At 49.2% G+C, this 18,099-nt stretch carries 16 protein-coding genes and 1 riboswitch; of the genes, 9 read left to right on the plus strand and 7 right to left on the minus strand.

The window, feature by feature from the left end; translation table 11 throughout:
- The first annotated feature begins 44 nt into the window (after nt 1–44).
- Complete coding sequence (locus V1501_RS20095) at nt 45–1,748, plus strand: transglycosylase SLT domain-containing protein (RefSeq protein ID WP_409290641.1); 1,704 nt, start codon at nt 45–47, stop codon at nt 1,746–1,748.
- Nucleotides 1,749–1,800: 52 nt separating this feature from the next.
- Here V1501_RS20095 and V1501_RS20100 read toward each other — a convergent pair whose 3' ends face one another.
- The 3 genes from V1501_RS20100 to V1501_RS20110 all read right to left on the minus strand — a co-directional run bounded on the left by V1501_RS20100 (nt 1,801) and on the right by V1501_RS20110 (nt 3,813).
- On the minus strand, nt 1,801–1,971 hold the full coding sequence (locus V1501_RS20100; RefSeq protein ID WP_409290642.1) for an anti-repressor SinI family protein: 171 nt from the start codon (nt 1,969–1,971) through the stop codon (nt 1,801–1,803).
- A gap of 16 nt (nt 1,972–1,987) precedes the next feature.
- A riboswitch (cyclic di-GMP riboswitch) is annotated at nt 1,988–2,069 on the minus strand.
- A 204-nt stretch (nt 2,070–2,273) separates the two neighbouring features.
- A complete protein-coding gene (locus V1501_RS20105; RefSeq protein WP_409290643.1) occupies nt 2,274–3,395 on the minus strand; it encodes an SH3 domain-containing protein in 1,122 nt (373 codons plus the stop codon).
- A gap of 241 nt (nt 3,396–3,636) precedes the next feature.
- Nucleotides 3,637–3,813, minus strand: coding sequence for a hypothetical protein (locus tag V1501_RS20110; RefSeq protein WP_409290644.1), 177 nt, complete (start codon nt 3,811–3,813; stop codon nt 3,637–3,639).
- Nucleotides 3,814–4,167: 354 nt separating this feature from the next.
- Here V1501_RS20110 and V1501_RS20115 point away from each other — a divergent pair, with 354 nt between their 5' ends.
- The 7 genes from V1501_RS20115 (at nt 4,168) to V1501_RS20145 (ending at nt 14,996) form a co-directional block, all read left to right on the plus strand.
- Entirely contained in the window at nt 4,168–5,799 is a 1,632-nt protein-coding gene (locus V1501_RS20115; RefSeq protein WP_409290645.1) for an alkaline phosphatase, read from the plus strand.
- Between the two features lie 528 nt (nt 5,800–6,327).
- The gene (locus tag V1501_RS20120) at nt 6,328–7,218 is read left to right on the plus strand and encodes a helix-turn-helix domain-containing protein (RefSeq protein WP_409290646.1); all 891 of its coding nucleotides are present in this window, start codon (nt 6,328–6,330) and stop codon (nt 7,216–7,218) included.
- 30 nt (nt 7,219–7,248) lie between these two features.
- Nucleotides 7,249–7,911 carry a hypothetical protein gene (locus V1501_RS20125; RefSeq protein WP_409290647.1) on the plus strand — a complete coding sequence of 221 codons (663 nt, stop codon included), beginning with the start codon at nt 7,249–7,251 and terminating at the stop codon, nt 7,909–7,911.
- 16 nt (nt 7,912–7,927) lie between these two features.
- Nucleotides 7,928–9,178, plus strand: a complete 1,251-nt coding sequence (locus V1501_RS20130) for an efflux RND transporter periplasmic adaptor subunit (protein ID WP_409290648.1) — start codon at nt 7,928–7,930, stop codon at nt 9,176–9,178.
- A gap of 843 nt (nt 9,179–10,021) precedes the next feature.
- Nucleotides 10,022–10,246 carry a hypothetical protein gene (locus V1501_RS20135; RefSeq protein ID WP_409290649.1) on the plus strand — a complete coding sequence of 75 codons (225 nt, stop codon included), beginning with the start codon at nt 10,022–10,024 and terminating at the stop codon, nt 10,244–10,246.
- Between the two features lie 231 nt (nt 10,247–10,477).
- Complete coding sequence (locus tag V1501_RS20140) at nt 10,478–12,100, plus strand: SWIM zinc finger family protein (RefSeq protein WP_409290650.1); 1,623 nt, start codon at nt 10,478–10,480, stop codon at nt 12,098–12,100.
- The gene (locus tag V1501_RS20145) at nt 12,090–14,996 is read left to right on the plus strand and encodes a DEAD/DEAH box helicase (protein ID WP_409290651.1); all 2,907 of its coding nucleotides are present in this window, start codon (nt 12,090–12,092) and stop codon (nt 14,994–14,996) included. Before V1501_RS20140 ends, V1501_RS20145 begins: the two co-directional genes overlap by 11 nt.
- 90 nt (nt 14,997–15,086) lie before the next feature.
- Here the strand turns inward: V1501_RS20145 and V1501_RS20150 are convergent, their stop codons facing one another.
- The 3 genes from V1501_RS20150 to ssb form a co-directional block, all read right to left on the minus strand.
- Nucleotides 15,087–15,569, minus strand: a complete 483-nt coding sequence (locus V1501_RS20150) for a helix-turn-helix domain-containing protein (RefSeq protein ID WP_409290652.1) — start codon at nt 15,567–15,569, stop codon at nt 15,087–15,089.
- A 656-nt stretch (nt 15,570–16,225) separates the two neighbouring features.
- Nucleotides 16,226–16,537, minus strand: coding sequence for a hypothetical protein (locus tag V1501_RS20155; protein WP_409290653.1), 312 nt, complete (start codon nt 16,535–16,537; stop codon nt 16,226–16,228).
- Nucleotides 16,538–16,613: 76 nt separating this feature from the next.
- Complete coding sequence (ssb, locus tag V1501_RS20160) at nt 16,614–16,925, minus strand: single-stranded DNA-binding protein (protein ID WP_409290654.1); 312 nt, start codon at nt 16,923–16,925, stop codon at nt 16,614–16,616.
- A 313-nt stretch (nt 16,926–17,238) separates the two neighbouring features.
- On the opposite strand from ssb, the gene V1501_RS20165 reads away from it, so the two are divergent.
- On the plus strand, nt 17,239–17,670 hold the full coding sequence (locus V1501_RS20165) for a YwpF family protein (protein WP_409290655.1): 432 nt from the start codon (nt 17,239–17,241) through the stop codon (nt 17,668–17,670).
- Between the two features lie 41 nt (nt 17,671–17,711).
- On the opposite strand, the gene V1501_RS20170 is transcribed toward V1501_RS20165, so the two are convergent.
- Nucleotides 17,712–18,059, minus strand: a complete 348-nt coding sequence (locus V1501_RS20170) for a hypothetical protein (RefSeq protein WP_409290656.1) — start codon at nt 18,057–18,059, stop codon at nt 17,712–17,714.
- Nucleotides 18,060–18,099 lie beyond the last annotated feature (40 nt).

Genomic DNA, 18,099 nt, shown 5'->3' on the forward strand with positions numbered 1-18,099 from the left:
GTTTTGGAGTATAATGGAAAATATTACAATCAAGGAGGGTATGGATGTTGAAGAGAAGTAGATTGATACAGTTTGTTTTTCCGCTTCTTCTGTTGCTAGCCCTGTCAGGCCGGGCGGAAGCAGCGGCTTCACCTGGAGCTGTGGTGGATGATGCTTATAAGGCTGCCAAGCTGCTGGATTATTACAGTTCAGGAGCCGGAGCCACCGGGAAGAATGTCCCCGCCTTTTATCTGACCCGCGCGCAGGACAAGTATACAGCGGCCTTAAAAAAATTAACCGCAGCACAGGAAAAGACCTATAAAAACAAGCTGAGTGCAGCAAATACCTATATTAACAGAGGAAAGCTGTTCATCGCAGGCGTTAAAGGGGGACAATCGGCGGCGGCTGTGCGCCTCAGGCTTGAAAACAGTGTAAAATTCGGAAAGGCGGATCCAAACCTTCTGATTGCCCTCGATTCTGAGATCAAAAAGCAATCAGCTGCCATCCAGAAAATTTATTCATCCACCGCTGAAGCACGTGTGTATTCCCTCTATATCAAACCGGCAAAAACCACTTTATCCTCTTACTCAAAAGCCCTTGCCGCCAAAAAGAATTTAATAGAAGCAAATAGGTATAAAGCTACCGCCGCTGACTATTTTACCGGCTATTATAAAAGAGCGATGATCGGAATCCTAGGGGTGCCTCAGGCCGCCATGCAGACTGCCCTGCAAAAGGAGTTCGAGAAGCTTACAGCTGCCATTGCCGCGAAGCCTAAGAAGGAACCGCTCAAAACCTATTATGAAGCAGAACTTTCTATGGAAAAGCTGGGAGCACTCATTAAGCCGGGCATTTCAGGTCCCGAAGTGCCAAAAACGTATGATCTGCTCGGAATGAAAATCAGCTCCTCCGGGTTTACGGCCGCTGAGAAAGCCATATTAAAAACAAAACGAGAAAAACTCATGAAGCCGCTTCGGCTCACTCCTAAAGAAGTTAAGACGAAGCTGACGAAAAAGGCGCTTAATATGGGGGTTCCCCCTGAAATAGTGAAGGCTGTTGCTTTTACTGAAAACTCCAGCTTCCGCCAGTTTACCGAAAATGGCGATGTGTACAAGAGTCCGGATAACGGCTATGGAATTACACAGCTGACTCCTCCATCTGTTACAGATACAAGCTATGACTGGGATAGAGTGAAATATGATATCGATTATAATATTGACTCAGGCATTGATCTGCTCGTGAATAAATGGCGCTATTCCGGCACGGTCATCCCTGAGGTAAACCATCATGTGCCGATGGTCCTTGAGGATTGGTATTTCACCCTCATGGCTTACAATGGTATTGCCAAGCGCAATAATCCAAATGAGAGCGAAGTTGAAAGCACCTATCAGATGAAGGTGTATCATGCAATCAGCGAATTGGCCCAGGTCAGCACCGATTACCTGGCACCCCACCAGGTTAAGCTAGTCAAGCATCCAGTCACGGAAATGTGGTATTTTAATGACTTGACGCCGCAGTTCACTAAACAGGCGACTCCTTCCACCCAAATGTTGCTGAAGGATGAAAAATTCACATTCAAACAAAGCACCGCCTTCAGGGGCTCCCCTGCTTCATCCGGAACTAAAACCATCATGCCGGCAGGGACTGAAGTGATAATCCTGGAAGCTTCCATTGAGGATGAAAATCCATACAATCTGTATAACTGGTACAAGGTCCAGATTCCCCGGCAGAACAGGATATGGTATGTAGCGTCCCAAAATTTCATAAAATAAAAAATGGCCCTTCTCCATACGAGAAGGGCTTTTGTTATGTGTGGATATAGGCTCATTGATGGGGGGCAGAACCATGATGGGGCGGGTCTTTTGCCGGGGCTTTGGAAGGGCGGTTCTCCTGGAGAAACTGCTTGATTTCCGCCAGGGACAGACCCAGGCGCCTGGCTTCACAGAAAAGGGCTATCCATTCTGCATCCAAATCCTTTACCGTAACCATGTTCATCCATTTTTCTCCTCCATGCGGCAGCCCAGCCATCCTGCGGGGAGCGAGGATCTGCGGCTTTGCGTCCCTATTTTTCAACAGGTTTGCATTTCACTCATATTTCCTATTTTTTACCCTGAGGTCATCGGCAGATAACGCTTTTAGAGGTGATATTAATCTACAAATTCCGACTTTTGACGCAGTTTCTCTTTAAAAACATTGGTTTTCTTATCCTTTTGGGCTATGAATGTTTTCTTCTTATTTTTAGAGCTGGATCATAAAAAGAGCATTCATGGAGGTTTTCCCATGAACGCTCTTTTCCTTTATCTCACTGCCAGTGCACGTTTGCCCATGGCGTTGTATATGCTTGAGAATTTGGATTTTGACATTTTGACATTCTTTTGGCGTGACTCGCTGTCATTGAAATATACATAATTGGAATCAAAGCCGGTGACTACGATGCAGTGCAGCGGGCGGGCTGCGTTAATAATTTTGCCTTTTGGCGTTTTCCAGGTACGCTTTACCGGCATTTCATGGCTGATCGTGAACCAGGCCAGAACCGGACGGCCAAGTGCCACTTGCTTTTCAATTTCCGAATAGGACTTCCCTGTCAGATTGATTCCGCCGGAGCGGTACTGATCGAGCACACGCTTTAGCGGTCCGGGGTTGATCGTATACCCATTGCCAAACGGCGAGCCGACGAAGCCTACATCCGGGTCGCCCCAGATGCGGATGCTGCCATCTGCGTTTCGCACAAGTTTGGTAGAATCATAGGGCATTTTTTTCGCAATGGTTGTCTTGCCGACCTTCACACCGTAATAATTAAGAGCCATGGTCAGGGCTGTCGCTTCACAGCCGCTTGGAAGCTCGGGGCGCTGGTAAATCAGCGGCACGTTCAGACGTTTAGACGCTGATACAGATCCGGTGGTCACATACTGACCGCTCACATAGCCTGTTTTCCCGTTAAAGGAAATGCGGTACCAGCCGTTTGCTTCCTTGCGGATGACCTTCAGGACGGTTCCGTTAGTCAGGGAGCCGAGCACAGCGTACTTCGTCCCCGGACCTGACCTGACATTAAGTGTAGTTCCCACTTTTACGCGGTAAGTGACACTGGTGGTCCCTGCTTTCACATACTGTCCGCTTACATAGCCTGTTTTTCCCTTATAGGAAATCTTGTACCAGCCGCTGCTGAGCTTTGAGACCACACTGATGGATGCGCCCCTTGGCAGGCTTCCGATCTTGGCATATTTTGTCCCGGGGCCGCTTCTTACATTCAAACTGGATGCATTGACTGTATAAGTTGTGGCTGCCTGCACTTCTGCCGGCTTGTCCGACAGGATGCCGGCATTCGGACTAAGAATTCCCGTTGCAAGGATAGATGATACAATCACGGTCTTTGCCGCTTTTTTTAAAAAAGACATAGATTTCACGTTTGAAAGTTTCATAGATTGCTGCCTCCACTATGTAGTTAGTATTCTATCGGCTTTCGGTCTTGACTCTAATACCGGCAAGCGGGCTCCGGCCGCCCTCTTCATCTATGTAAAACACCGCAATATATGCTCAGGGCTCAAGCAGGCCTGCATATACTTTGTAGTGCCTGGATGCGCTAAGCTTGATCTGTTTTTTCACTCGATCGGTCGTGGAATATACCGTGCTGTTGATTGGACGGTTCCTCTTATGTACGGATCATGAGCGGATAACGGTTCCGCCATCGACTTTGATCTGGCCCTCGCCCTTGATGCTGCCCTTCAGATGGTTCGGGGCAATCTCAAGGATCGCCGTGTTCCCGTTTGTCCCGGCCCATGCCTTCCTTTCTGGTGTGACAATAAGAGGGGGCATCGCAGCCATTTTAAAGCGCTCCATTATTTCTCTCCTTTTTTCTGTGGAAAAGGAGCGTAGCTGCAGGCTTCCTGCAAAAGGCTGTGCGCATTTATCTTTCTGGCATTCCTGCCTGCGCCTGTATCCTCTCCACCGCCTTATTATGTTTGTTCCTGCTCCGGCCAGGTCCTATTCATGCATGGATTTCGGTTGAAGACTCATGTTTATAATCCTGGTCAATTTATATTCTATCCAAGATAACCGCTGCCTTCATCTTTTCGACAAATTTCATCCTTTTTCCCTAGCTTCCCAAGGGTGATATTTTCCTATAAAATCCGCATAAAATTTCCAAATTTACAAACGGTATGGATATCTCTTTATGAAAAAGGATGAGTGTAAATGAAGCGGATGTTCATGTTATCCATGACTATTGCCTTATTTTCCAGCGGGGTCTTTAGTCAAATAGAAGCAGGTGCAGCTCCAGTCAAAAAGCCGAAGAATTTTATCATGATGGTGATGGATGGGACGAATTCTGATGCGGTGACACTGGCCCGCTGGTATAAGGGTCGGAAACTTGCTCTTGATGAGATCCTCTCCGGCGGGGTTCGCACCTACAGCTACCGCTCAGCCATCACGGATTCAGCGGCAGCGGGTACTGCGCTTGCCACGGGCAGGAAGACAATCGTGGATGCCATTGGCATGGCCCCCAAAGATGTATCAGGACAACTGGCGCCAGGAACGAATGGCGGAAGATTTTCTCCCCGGCAGGAGCTCCTCGAGAAAAATGTGACAGACGGCCTGGTTCCGGCTGCGTCCATTTTGGAGGCGGCCAAGAAAGCCGGCAAGGCAGCAGGAATCGTGTCGACATCACCTGTTCAGCATGCGACCCCGGCTGCGTTTTCCGCCCATGTGGAGAACCGGGCAAATTATGAAGACATCGCGGAACAGCAGGTGTATCAGGGAATTGATGTGGTTCTCGGCGGCGGGATGACATTCCTGCTTCCGGAAAATCGGCGGGATAAGGCTGATTTGGTGAAAACCATATTCCAGAGCGGGTATGCCTACTCCGATAATAAAGACATGATGAATCAGGCTACACCGGGGAAACTATGGGGCTCGTTCGCCCCGTGGGCGATTGCCAATGAACTGGACCGTAAACAGTTCTTCCCGCAGCAGCCGAGCCTGGCCGATATGACGAAGAAGGCTCTGGGCTCGCTCAGCCGGGATAAGGATGGCTTCTTTCTTTTTGTGGAGGGCAGTAAGGTCGACTGGGCTGCCCATCAGAATGATCCGGCCGGCATGGTGAGTGAGATTTTAAGCTTCGATGCGGCCGTGAAGGAAGCCCTGGATTTTGCGAAGAAGGATGGCAATACCCTGGTGGTGGCGGTGACGGATCACGGAAACAGCGGGCTGACGATCGGGAACGGAAAAACGGATAAAACCTATGCGGTAAGTTCCCCTTCCACCTTCATCAAGCCGCTGAAGAAAGCGAAGGTGACGCTTGAGGGGGCGATGTGGCTTCTGAAGAAGGACCGGTCAAACCTGCGTGAGGCCGCGGAAAAGTATGGGCTTGCGCCTCTGTCTAAAGACGAGTGGAGGAGGCTGCGGAGAGCTGAAGGAGATGCCGGGCTCGAGAGGGAGATGGCCCGGATGCTCGCGAAACGTGCGAACCTTGGCTTCACGACCCATGGCCATACCGGCGAGGATGTGTTCCTGTATTCCTACGGCCCCGGACGGCCGTCAGGACTGATCAACAACATCGATATCCCAAGGCTGGTCTCGGGCTACTGGGGCGTCGATCTCGATGCCCTGAGCAGGGATAAATACAAAGACGCCGAAGCCATGTACCTTGCGGCAGGCTATAAAGTGGGCATTGACGAAAGCAATGAGGCAAACCCCGTCCTCACAGCCCAAAAAGGCCGGGTCATACTCACCTACCCTGCCAATAAAAACTACCACTACCAAAACGGCCGGCTCACCAAGCAAACCAGCCCCACCATCTACAACCGGGGCAGATTCTATGTTCAGTGATATACGGGAAACGGGGATTGTCCCCCGTTTCCCATACATCCACCCGTTCCCTCAAAAGGGATTCGGGTTTTTTTATGCTTGGGAAACAGGGACTGTCCCCTATTTTCCGCGTACCGGGGCAGGCCCATTTAACACCCGAATCAAAAAATCCCGCAGGCACTGGGCCTGCGGGCAAGTGGATACGCTTAGGGGCGCACCCAGGTGTCGAGTACTAAAACTAAGGGTCAAGAAAAAAAGAGTGTTGAATGGTTCGTTCATTCTGGCTCTGTTATTTCTTCTTTTAAGGTCCCGCTTCCCAATGAAGCTGGATTATATTAACATGGAAGAAAGAGTAAAATTTCACATTTCGTCCCTGTTAGGAAGAAATAATAAGCCAATATAGATATTTAATCATATTTTAATATTCTGTCAAAATGGCCTTAAAGCTCATATTTTATAGTTTCACCCTGTTTAGGGTCGATTTATTAATAGTTTCTTTATGATTAGCCACTATTGTATAATTATATGAATATTAAGGAGGAGGAATGAATGGACTTTTCCTTAATTGGACAAGGAATACGGGATGCCAGGATGCATCTCGGCATATCACAGAAAGAATTGTGCAGGGACATCTGCAGCCAGGCGCAGATAAGCAAGATTGAAAAAGGCGAGGTCTATCCTTCAGCCATCACCCTTTACCTGCTCTCGAAAAGGCTTGGGCTCGACCTGGCTTACTTTTTTGAAGCCGGAGTGAACGAGCGCCAGGATTATGTGGAGGAAGTCCGGAAACTGCTCCGGACCGCCCGCCGCGATCAGAATTATGCAGAAGTGCGGGAGATTGTTCTGGCGGAGCTCGATAATCCGATCTTCACCTCAAGGAAGGAAAATATGCAGCTGCTGCTCTGGCATAAGGGCATTTATGAATTTCATGTGGAGGACCAGGCGGAACAGGCCATCCAGTCCTTAGAGGAAGCCCTCGCCCTGACCCACAGCCACGATAATGTCTGGACAGAAACAGAGCTTTCAATCATCATTGCGATCGGCATCATTTACAAGCATTCCAAACAGATTGCGAAAGCACTCGAAGTCTTCGAAAGAACAGAGAGCTATGTGAAAAACCGGCTGAATATCGAGAATTATACGCTGATACCAAAGCTGCAGTATAATTACTCCAACGCTCTGTCCATTGCCGGACGATACGAGGAGGCCATCGGACGCTGTGAGGAAGCTGTGGACTGGCTGATCGGGAGGGACTGCATGTATCTTCTCGGCGAGTTTCTATATAACATAGGCTACAATAATGTCATGCTGGGCAACCAGGAAAAGGCGCTCACCTTCTATGAGAAAGCCGTCTTCATTTTTGAAATCCAGAAGGACACCAAGCATGTCCCATACATACAGGATAAAATCAATAAGCTGAAAGAAATTCGATCAACCTAGGCACCGCGCCTACAACGGAGGCTTTTAATCATGACTTTTCGTGTCAGAATTCTAAAAGGGATCCGATTCCCGAAAACATACGCCTGGGGACTCCGTGAATCGGAAGGCATAGCAGGCCTATGGAGCCGGGTTGCCGCTGTCATTCTTGCAAGCACTTTATTATTCGGAATCGGAGGCCTGTTCGGAGCTGGTTCCGAGTCGTTATCGGGACGGATCGCTTCCCTTTCGGAAACAGAATTCGAAGCGGTTAGGCTGTTCTTTTTAGCCGGCCAGCTTCTGTCGGGAATCCTGTACGCCGTTATTCTCCTGTTTTTCTTCGGATTGTTTATCTATATCCTTTTTGACATCGAGTATAAAAAAGTTCTTGTTGTCCAGCTCTTTGCCGTTGTAATTGGACTCGCCGGGAAGGCTGTATCCATATTGCTCGCTGTAACGGCAGGTCTTGGGACCTCTGCATCCCCCCTGTCACTCGGGGTGATTGGCCATTATCTTACAGACTTTGAGCCGCTTCAGAACTTTCTCGGCCAGATTTCTTTTTTCCAGGCAGCTGTCATCGCTTTCCAGCTTTATTTCTATCAATCTCTTTCTGAGAAAAAACGAGGCTGGATTCTCTTGATACTCATCCTCTTGCACCTGCTGTTCTGGGTCATCCAGGCCATTCTGTTATCTATCAATCTCGGAAAGTTTCTTTGATTAGGAGGCGTGACCGGTGAATAAACGACTAAGAATAGTGCTGGCGGTCCTCTCAGCTGCCTTCATTGCGCTCAATATCTTTTTGATTTATAAGGAAAATAATACAATCAAACGCACCTCCTATATCGATTCCTGGCAGAAGGCCCCAAAAGGCAGCCTGCAGCAGACTTTTTCCTCAAAGGGCGTGATCGTGCCCACAGTGCAGCAGTTTGTCAGGCATGATCCTGCATCGGGAGTGTTTCAAAAATTTCTGGTTGAGGAAGGCCAGGAAGTACAGGCGGGCACACCGCTTTATACGTTTATCCCTGAAAATGGCGGGAATCTTCAGGCCCGGCTTGAAGCGGAAAAAACAGAGGTTCAGGGAGCTATCACCAGCACATCCTCCCATATTCAGCGCCTCACAACCCTTAAGTCAGCAGGCAGCAGTACCAATGCTTTAACAGATCCCTCAGAAGGGTCCTCACCTACTGATGAAGCGGCTGAAAGCACGGAAAAGATGAAGCAGTTTGAGATTGAAAGGGAGCTCCTTCAGCTCGAAGCCGAGCAGGACCGCTATAAAGCACGCCTTGCCGGAATCGAGTCCCAGATTTCATCCCTGCAGGGCGGCGGTTCTGAGGTGACGGTGGAAAGCGAACTTGACGGCATAGTCCAGAACCTCCGCCAGGACCTTAAAAACCCGGTCATAACGGTTTCAGGTGCCGCTGTCTCTGTTGAAGGGAAGCTGTCCGAGGCAAAGCGTAAGAACGTTAAACCCGGCATGAGGGTATCTTTCTCAGATGAAAAAGGGAAAGTGCGGACAGGCGGAGAATTGACAAAGGTTTCGCCTGTGCCAGACAAGGCGCCGCATGCTAAAAAGAAAAGCACCTACACCTACATGGCTTCCATGAAGAACAGTGATCCTTTCTCGCTGATCGGCTCTCATGTGAACGTCAGGATTATCACAAAGGAAGCGGCCGGTGCCGTGATCGTGCCAAAAACAGCCGTACTCACCGAGAAAACCAAACAATTTATCTTTGTCCTTGGCAAGGACGGTCTGGTGCACAAAACAAAAGTAAAAGCAGGCTTGATTGTCGGCGAAAAGCGTGCGGTCACTTCGGGTCTTAAGCAGGGAGACCGGATTGCAGCGGACTATAAAGAGATTCTGGAAAATAAAGGTCCATTCTTTACTCCTCTGCAAACAGACAAAATAAAGGGTTACAAAGTGAAGCAAATCTTCAGTGAACAAAAATGGCTCATCCCCTTCCTGACTGGCATCAAGGAAGGCTGACAGCAAAAAAAATTCCTGGGCTGTGTAATCGGTCCAGGAATTTTCTATTTACTGCTCATCATTTTCATTTTATTAATAAATTCCTTGCGCTTCTCTGAAGGCGAGGAAACCCTAATCTCTCTTTTCAACACCGGTGTTCGTCTCGATGTACACAAACCGCTGAAAGAACTGCCTTTCACAACTTTTACCCCCTAATAAGTATCTAAAGATGTTTTCGCCTTCATTATGGCTATTGGACAAGAAGGTTGATTTCCGCTTCAGGCACTCACTTTCCGCGCGCTGGAGCAGCGGGAGTCTCGAAGCTTCCCCTCCAATCAACTTAAAAACTAAATATCCCCACTTAAATAACCTTTGCTTATACTAGAATTATGGCTGTGTATGTATTAACAATTATTTACAAGCCATATGCGCCTCCTCTTATATACCCACACTTCCACCACCCAAACCCTTTTTCGAAAAAAAACAGAGCCTGTTTCGGGAAATAACTGGAAAATAGGGCCTGTCCCCATATAGCGCGCTGGCCTGCACGCTGCTTCTTCCCAGGGACTATCCCTTATTTCCCGTGCTTTTTCGTTCTGTTTCTTCCTATTCTTCTTGCAGAGACTGTCCGCTTTTTCTGCTTGGCTTCAGAGCGCCCTCCGCCTTTATGTGATTTCTAATCGGATTTTAGGATAGGGATGAGGCGTGAAATGTTGTATAATGAGGGAATACGTTTTATTTCTCAGGAGTGGGCTAAAGGGCTGTTTTCCCTGCTTTCTGCTTAGTTCCGGCCGGGAGCTTCGCGGCGGTCCGGCTTTCTGCGGATTTAAGTGGGTGTACCGGCTGGCGTGGACGAGAGAATCGATGGAATCGATCACCTCTCGAGAAGTATCTTCCTTGAAAAACATGTCCATCCTGTTGATAGCGCTTGTTAAAGTAAATCACGTACCGGGAATTCAGCCGGCCCATGATGGACCTCGCCGGATCGCTGACCGTTTCGGGGAGCAGATGGATATGATGGTCCATCAGGCAGAACGAATGCAGGAAAACTCATTTTTTTCACGGGTTTCCTCCAGTATCATCAGATAGGCGGGCTGTTCTCTGCCCCGCGGTTTGGCGCGGCAGAAGATATGATAAGCCGCGCCAGGGTAACTCGATTTTTTCCGGGCATATTTTGCACTCCTTTTTAGTTATAAAAATTTACTTGGTGGAGCTGACCGGGAAATAGGGACAGTATCTGCAGGAAGAATATAAGTTTCATAGGATTTTGGGCTTTGAAAATAGGGGACTGTCCCCCACAACAAGAAGGAGGTTATGCTGTTGGATGCATTGTTAAGGGCCGGAGAGACTATTCTTGATTATCTGGATCCCCGGGAAGAGGAGGTCCGGCAGGCTGTGCAGCGCGGGTTTTTGTTATACAGCCAGGGTCTGGTGTATAAACTTGCGGATTACGGGGATTATGCGGAGGCAACGGTGCAGGATCTGGTGCCTGCGCGTGTAACGCTGCAGATCGATCATCCGCTGTCGAGTTCATGCTCCTGCGAGGAGGGACTGTTCTGCCGCCACCAAATTGCCGTGTTTCTGTCTGCCTATTCCAGGACAGCGAGCGTCACCCGCTGGCTCGCGCGGTGGAAGACGAAGCAGGAGGAGCCGCCGGCGGAGCTTGAGGAGCAGACACACCCCTCGCTCATCCGGGCACGGGAACTGCTGAAGACGAAAAAAGACATCAAGCGGAGCTTTTCCTCCTGGAAGAGCTTTGTCGAGGAAACCTTCCACAGCTATATCATCAGCAATAAGACCATGCAGGAATATATGCTTGACCGCATGTGGAGCAGCTTTAATCAGCGTATAAAAGAAAAGGCTCCGATTGAGCGTGAATGGCGGTCCTTATATGATTTTGTTGTGTTATATACCGTGCTGCTGGAATGCATCCACCTCCTTCGCACTGAGTCGAGCCCGAAGGTGTCTCTTTCCTTCTTTCATGACCTGGCAGAGAACTACCTGGAAGAGCTCCAGGATATCGCCCCTGCGATCGGGCGACAGGCGAAGCCGTTTGCTTTCGATGATTTTCTGGAAGGCATCAAGGGGGAAGCATGGCAGCTGCTTGAAGGCCGGGACTCGCTCATGTATGAACGCATTGATCTATACAGGTCGCTTTGGAGGCATATGCTGAAAAATGGCGGCTGGCGCTCGGATGAGGCGGACCGGCTCGAGCGGCTCTCACAGGATAAACATCCTGCCGAACAGGCGCTTTCCTATCAGGTGGCCCTCATTCATCTGCTCTTACTGAATGGGGAGGATGAACGCGCCGTGCTGATGCTCGAGAAAATGCCGCCGGCGGCCAGCCCGTTTCTCTATTCCTGGCTGCAATTGTCTGTTGAGACCGGCAACGAAAAACGTTCGATCTTTTTCATTGAACATATCACTAGGCGCATTCAGTCCTTTTTGAACACGATTCCCTCTTATTATGAACGGACCAGCTTTGTCAGGAATTTTTCCATGCCGATCAGGGTCTTCTGCCAGGAAACCAAAAGAATGGACCTGCTGGAGCGCTTTTACCGTGAGACCCTTCCTTTTAGCACCTGGGATTATTCCAGAATCCTGTTTGAAAGGGAGGAATACCAAAAATGGGTGGAGCTGCAGATTTTTGCTGGAGATGATGTCTCGATGGTTTCCTCGCAAAACATTAAAATCCTGCAGGCCCATGATCCTTCCCTGCTGCTGCCCCTGTATCACCACGCGGTGCTCACAAGCCTCGGGCTGAAAAACAGGCAGGCCTATAAAGCGGCTGTCCGTCATTTAAAAAAGCTGCGGACTCTTTATAAAAAATTGAAGCAGGAAGACCGATTTGCAGAATTCATTGAAAATCTTTCACAATCCACGAAACGGCTGCGTGCCTTTCAAGAAGAATTGCAAAGGGGTAAGCTGATTCATGCGGAATAAAATGAGAATAAGTATTGATGTCCAGCAGCATGACGAAGGACATTTCATCATAACCGGAAAAGACGAAAACAATCATCATATCACGATGGATTCGCTGAGGAAGCTTCTCTTCACCTGGGATGAATCAAGCTTTTACGGGACTATGCTTGAAACCAGGCGCTTTGAAAAAATGTCCGGCGTGCCGGCGGATGCCTGGACACTCCTGAATGTGTTCGGAAAGGAAACATTCAACAGCTTTGTTTCCTGGGAATGGAGCGACTTTGCGAGCTTCCTCCTCTCCACAGCCCATATGCTGTATGACGGCTTTGAACGCGGTGTGCCTGTTCCGGACTTTGAAAAACTTTTGTCCGGTGACCGGGGCTGGTCCCTCCCGCAGGCCGTGATGGACGAATTTGGCGAGGCTTTCTGGGAAGAAGAGCTTGCTGTGCCGCAGGCAGTCATCGGTTATGGCCGCAGCCAGCAGGAGCCGCAGAAAACACGGGAATTCCTGATGGACTGGTACAACGCGGCTGTTACACAGTATCTGTCACGGAAGGCTGTCACCAGGGACCGCATCGACAAGACAATAGGTGAATTCCGGGAAGCCGGCTTCACTGCCGATGAACTACAGTCATATTTTACCGAAGACCGCTGGCAGAGCTGGCTGAAGCTGTCAGAGGATGACAAGCCCTTTACCACCTGCCTCCGGATCACGGAGCCTGAAGATGGCAGCGGGCCATGGATCCTCGAGCCGATGCTCCGCTCGAAAAAAGATGAATCCGTACTGGTCCGTCTTTCCGGCAAAGGGAAAAAACCGCTGAAAAGCTGGCAGCCATATCTGGAGCAGGCTGAAGAAGAAGTGAAAGGGTGGACATCTGTCCTCCCTGGTCTTGCCGAGGGAGATTCGTTCCGGCAGGAGCTGACCGAGGAAGAAGCATGGGACTTTCTGACTCATGACAGTGAAAAGCTGATCTTCCTTGGCGCAGAAATTCTGCTTCCGCCATGGTGGCAGGCCATACGGGATGCTTCCTTCCGGATCAAGGCGCGCGTGAAAAGCAGCACTTCCTCCCGCGGTCCTTCCTATGTGGGCTTGCAGGCACTCATGGACTTTGACTGGCGCTTCTCCATGAACGGAGTCGATTTCTCTGAAGAAGATTTCCAGAAGCTTGTAGAGGAAAAGCGGCGCCTGATTTTCGTGAAAGGCCAGTGGGTGAAGCTGGATCCCGCCTTCATCCGCCAGATTCAGGATATGATGAAGGACGCGGATCAGAAAGGCCTCCAGCTGAGCGACCTTCTGCGCCAGGAGCTGTCGGCACCGGAAGAAGAAGAAGATATCGAATCGGATGATCCAAACGAGATGCTGAAAATTCAGTTCGAATTGAACCAGGAGCTCCGCAAGCTGATGAGCTCGCTCCGGGAAACAAGGTCCATTCCGAGCATCGAGCCGTCTGATAAGCTTCAGGGAACACTCCGCCCTTATCAGGCCCAGGGTCTCAGCTGGCTCTATTTTCTGAGAGAGCATGGATTCGGCGCCTGTCTGGCGGACGATATGGGCCTTGGCAAAACTGTACAGATCATCGCATATCTTTTGAAAATTAAAGAGGAGCGCGAAGCTAATCCTGCAGGCACCGCTGAAGTGAATGGCAGACCGGTCTCAGGCAGCTCACTGATCGTCTGCCCGACGTCAGTGCTTGGAAACTGGCAGCGCGAGCTCGAGCGTTTCTCTCCGGACCTGAAGGTATTCCTCCATTACGGGGGAAGCCGGCCGAAACTTGAAGATTTCCGCAAGGCGGCACTCGAACATGACGTAGTGCTGACTTCTTATGGTATCACTCATCAGGATACAGAGGAGCTTGAATCGATCCACTGGTCGAGCATCATCCTCGATGAAGCGCAGAATATTAAAAATGCAGGCACCAAGCAGTCGAGGGCTGTCCGGAAGCTGCGCGGAACCCATCATATTGCCCTTACCGGCACTCCGATGGAAAACCGCCTCACCGAGCTGTGGGCGATCTTTGATTTTATCAACAAAGGCTATCTTGGCTCGCTTGGACAGTTTCAGGAGAAATATGTAGCTGCGATTGAGCGTGAGCAGCAGAAGGGCAAGGTCAAGGAGCTGCAGAACCTGATTCAGCCCTTCCTGCTTCGCCGGACGAAAAAAGACAAGGAAGTCGCGCTGAATCTGCCTGATAAGCAGGAACAGAAGGAATTTGTGCCGCTCTCCGTCGAGCAGGCCTCCCTGTACGATCAGCTCGTCAAGGATACGTTCGCCGAAATTGAAAAGCTGTCGGCCATTGAGCGCAAGGGCCTGATTCTTTCCTTGCTTGGAAAACTGAAGCAGCTCTGTGATCATCCTGCTCTTTATCTGAAGGAAGGAAGCGGAGATCCTGACATGGAGCGCTCCGGCAAGCTGGAGAAATTGATTGAGCTTGTGGACGCAGTGGGGGAACAGAGCGAAAGCTGCCTCATTTTCACCCAGTATATCGGCATGGGCGAAATGATGAAGAACCTGCTTGAAACCCGCTTTGGCATTGAAGTGCCGTTTTTGAATGGCAGCATGCCAAAGGCAAAGCGCGACAGCCTGATTGCCGATTTCCAGGAAGGAAAATTCCCGTTCTTCATTCTGTCACTGAAGGCGGGCGGAACAGGCTTGAACCTGACCGCTGCGAACCATGTGATCCACTATGACCGCTGGTGGAACCCTGCCGTCGAGAACCAGGCGACCGACCGGGCTTACCGCATCGGCCAGAAGAAATTTGTGCATGTGCACAAGCTGATCTCCACGGGCACACTTGAGGAAAAAATAGATGCCATGCTTGATAAAAAGCAGGCCTTGAACGATGAAATCCTGCAGGGCGAAACCTGGCTCACCGAGCTCAGCGATAAAGAGCTCCTCGACCTGGTTGCTTTGAATTAACCGTGTATTCCCCTTTAATATTGAAAAAAAGCTGGCTTTCCATGCTGCATCACATCTCTTGTGCGGCACCCGGAAGTCAGCTTTTTCTGTTTATATGTCCCTGTTTGAATTTCTCAACAGGCGTTCGTATTTAGCGATTTCATCTTCAATATCAAGGAGCTTCATCTGATGCTCGAGTTCAAGCTTCTTTTTCTTGCGCTGAAGCGATTCAATTTTGCCTTCATAATCACCAGGCTTTTCAGGCTCTTCAGGTGGAACCGAACCGAAGTCCGCTCCTGCTTCCTTAATCCGGCTCAATGATTTCGCCAGAATCTCCACACCGAGTCCCGCTACATCCTTCGCCTTTGGATTGGCCAGGATATTTGAGCCCAGCATCCCGATCAAATTCTGCATTTTGGACAGGGATGTACCCGGAATGGCTGATTTCTTCTCAACAAAATCCTCAAGCTTGCTGTCATCCACCACATAGCTCTTGCCATCTTGTGTGGCCTCAAGCTCACCCGTGCGAATCCATCTGCGCACCGTTTCCTCCGAAACATTCAGCATCTCACTAATCTCTTTCGTGCTTAACATACAGGTGCCTCCCCATTTCTAAATCTTTCCTACACCCAATGTAACACACATGCGTGTGCATATGCAAATCCTTTCACCGGGAATAATCTTGGGATATGGGACTGTCCCTATTTCCCGGAAATAAAAAACTCCCCTTCCGGAGAGCTTCGGTGATGTTATCGGTAATTCGTTTTGCCTTTTCGATTATTCATTGCTTTTCTTACGATTGGATATATAACAGGCGCCCATTTGATAGCAGCTCTAATCAGCTTATTCATGTGTATAACCTCCTTAGGATTGTATTATGTTTTTCCCCGATAACATAGCGGACAAACATAAGCCCGTTAAGAATATCGCCTACCCCCCCGATGTGGGGCCTGCTTCCTGTATCTTTTATTTTTGGAAAGCGGGGTAAAATCTATACTTCTTCCGCTTTATCGCGGGCTTTAGGAAGCCGCATCTCTATGGCCGTCGATAATAGTTCCAGACAAATTTGAACAGCACCATCCAGCTGAAAAAGGACTGCGTTTGGGGATGCAGTCCATAAAAGGGGGATACAGCTGTTTTTTTTGCGTTCTTCATTCGAAGCGGAATTTCGGGGAATAATAGGGGAAATGGAATAGGGGTTCTGAAGGGTCTTGCATTCGGAAGCGGTTTTGAGGAGTTTTGTACACTCCCTACAGGACGGAACCTCGCGTTCTGCCCTTTAGGCACAGAGTATATGTCGGCCTTCCTTCAGCCAGCTGTGTTCTTCGGCTCTCTTCGGATCTCGTTTCGAGTGCTGTGAGCCGCTCTTCAAAGCAGGCACTCATTCTTCTGAACTGCAGGAGCTCTGTCTCCGCCTTATGCAGGAGGTTCGAGTACACCTCAATCTGCTCTTCTCCATTCAGCGCCTTCACATGCGTCCTGCCGACAATCCTGATCAGATCCGTCAGCAGCTCCTCAACCCGCTGCTGCCTGACTGTCCATTCCCTGCACTGCTGGCACACACCGGCCACCTCCTTACTTGTGAAATAATCGGGAAATGGGGGACTGTCCCCTTTTTCCGGATATGGGGGAGCTCCCCTACAGGAATTGGACGGATTCTGCGATGACTTCGGTGACATAGGTTTTTTTGCCTTCAGAGTTGTTGTAGTTCCGGGTCTGGATGCGGCCGGTTACGCCGACGAGTGATCCTTTTTTGCAGTATTGACTCGTGTTTTCAGCGGATTTCCGCCAGAGTGTGCATTGGACGAAGTCTGCTTCAAATTCGCCTGCTGCATTTTTGAAGGTGCGGTTGACGGCAAGCACGACATTGGATACGGCTTTTCCTTCGGATGTGAACTTCAGCTCAGGATCCCTTGTCAGTCTGCCCACCAGTGTAACCTGGTTGATCATGGGCTGCTCTCCTTTCTTCTGAAAGTAGCTTTATCATATAAAAATCATTCCCGGCAGTAAAATGAGGCTTAAGCACTTTCTCCGTTTCTGATGCCTCCTAATTTTTCATTTTCCAAACGGGGGAAATGCCATTTTCCAGGCCTAATTTCCTAAGAAAACGGTTTTTACACAAATTCGGGCTTTTTTTACAGAAAGATTCGACAAACTCCGCAGCCCCCTGAATGCCCTTATATTTTTTGGACAAAATCATGTTGTGCTATAATAGATAAAACTTTAGAACGAACGCATAATCACTATGGAATGGAGGTACAGGATGAAAACCTTTCGATTAATGTCACTGCAGCTTGTCACGGACGACCAGGAACTGATTCCCATGCCCCTGGAGGATGGACTTATCATCAATAAAGAGGACGAAAAAAACCGCTGGCTGATTGAAGCGTTCATCAGCGATGGAACATTCCGTTCCATTGAAGCTTCTCTTGGAGGAAAAGTGATTCATGTACTGGCCGTCATTTCAAAAAAGGAAAACGATCCCGTTTTATTTGAAACATCCCTTTGTTCCGCAAGAGAAGTGGATGGAGGCCGGATCGTCCTGCTTGAGGGCGTGATCAAAAAAGGACGCAGCCGCTTTGCCGAGCTGCTGCTCGAGGACCTTGTCTCCAAAGGTCTCTCAGGCAATCAGCTCGTCGAGGAATTCAAAGAGAAAATCCATTCCAAACCGGCCATGGCCGCCTTAAGGGAATAAACGAAAAGACAGGGAGCGGCTCGCATCCCTGTCTTTTTTTGTTACTTGCTTTCTGGAACAACATCATTTTTTTTCTTTTCATCATTCATATTATTGTCAAATATATCATCATTGTCTTTGCCGTTGTTATCCTTATTATGATTGTTCTCAGTAGGATCGGCATCGCCCGGCATCTGGCCGTCATCATCATTGCGGTCCTGATCTCTCACTTTGGTATCATGGCGGTCTCTATCGTCTGTATCATTCAATTCCACATTGTCATCTCTCATGTTCTGATTTTCCACATTATTTTTGTGGTCCTCATGCTTATTATCGTTATTGCCGCAGCCACTCATAAGCGCAGCAGAAAGTACAAAAGCAAAAAATACCGCCCAGATTTTTTTATGCATGCTGGTACCTCCTTTCTCCAAAGGCATGGACCTATTGGTC

Origin of the sequence: Paraperibacillus esterisolvens (assembly GCF_046237625.1) — a bacterium.
GTDB classification, from domain to species: domain Bacteria; phylum Bacillota; class Bacilli; order Bacillales; family DSM-1321; genus Paraperibacillus; species Paraperibacillus esterisolvens.

Bases quoted from the DNA above. Each gene is read 5' to 3' on its own strand.
- V1501_RS20095 (WP_409290641.1), top strand. From the start codon at position 45: ATGTTGAAGAGAAGTAGATTGATACAGTTTGTTTTTCCGCTTCTTCTG.
- V1501_RS20100 (WP_409290642.1), bottom strand. From the start codon at position 1,971: ATGAACATGGTTACGGTAAAGGATTTGGATGCAGAATGGATAGCCCTT.
- V1501_RS20105 (WP_409290643.1), bottom strand. From the start codon at position 3,395: ATGAAACTTTCAAACGTGAAATCTATGTCTTTTTTAAAAAAAGCGGCA.
- V1501_RS20110 (WP_409290644.1), bottom strand. From the start codon at position 3,813: ATGGAGCGCTTTAAAATGGCTGCGATGCCCCCTCTTATTGTCACACCA.
- V1501_RS20115 (WP_409290645.1), top strand. From the start codon at position 4,168: ATGAAGCGGATGTTCATGTTATCCATGACTATTGCCTTATTTTCCAGC.
- V1501_RS20120 (WP_409290646.1), top strand. From the start codon at position 6,328: ATGGACTTTTCCTTAATTGGACAAGGAATACGGGATGCCAGGATGCAT.
- V1501_RS20125 (WP_409290647.1), top strand. From the start codon at position 7,249: ATGACTTTTCGTGTCAGAATTCTAAAAGGGATCCGATTCCCGAAAACA.
- V1501_RS20135 (WP_409290649.1), top strand. From the start codon at position 10,022: ATGGAATCGATCACCTCTCGAGAAGTATCTTCCTTGAAAAACATGTCC.
- V1501_RS20145 (WP_409290651.1), top strand. From the start codon at position 12,090: ATGCGGAATAAAATGAGAATAAGTATTGATGTCCAGCAGCATGACGAA.
- V1501_RS20150 (WP_409290652.1), bottom strand. From the start codon at position 15,569: ATGTTAAGCACGAAAGAGATTAGTGAGATGCTGAATGTTTCGGAGGAA.
- ssb (WP_409290654.1), bottom strand. From the start codon at position 16,925: ATGATCAACCAGGTTACACTGGTGGGCAGACTGACAAGGGATCCTGAG.
- V1501_RS20165 (WP_409290655.1), top strand. From the start codon at position 17,239: ATGAAAACCTTTCGATTAATGTCACTGCAGCTTGTCACGGACGACCAG.
- V1501_RS20170 (WP_409290656.1), bottom strand. From the start codon at position 18,059: ATGCATAAAAAAATCTGGGCGGTATTTTTTGCTTTTGTACTTTCTGCT.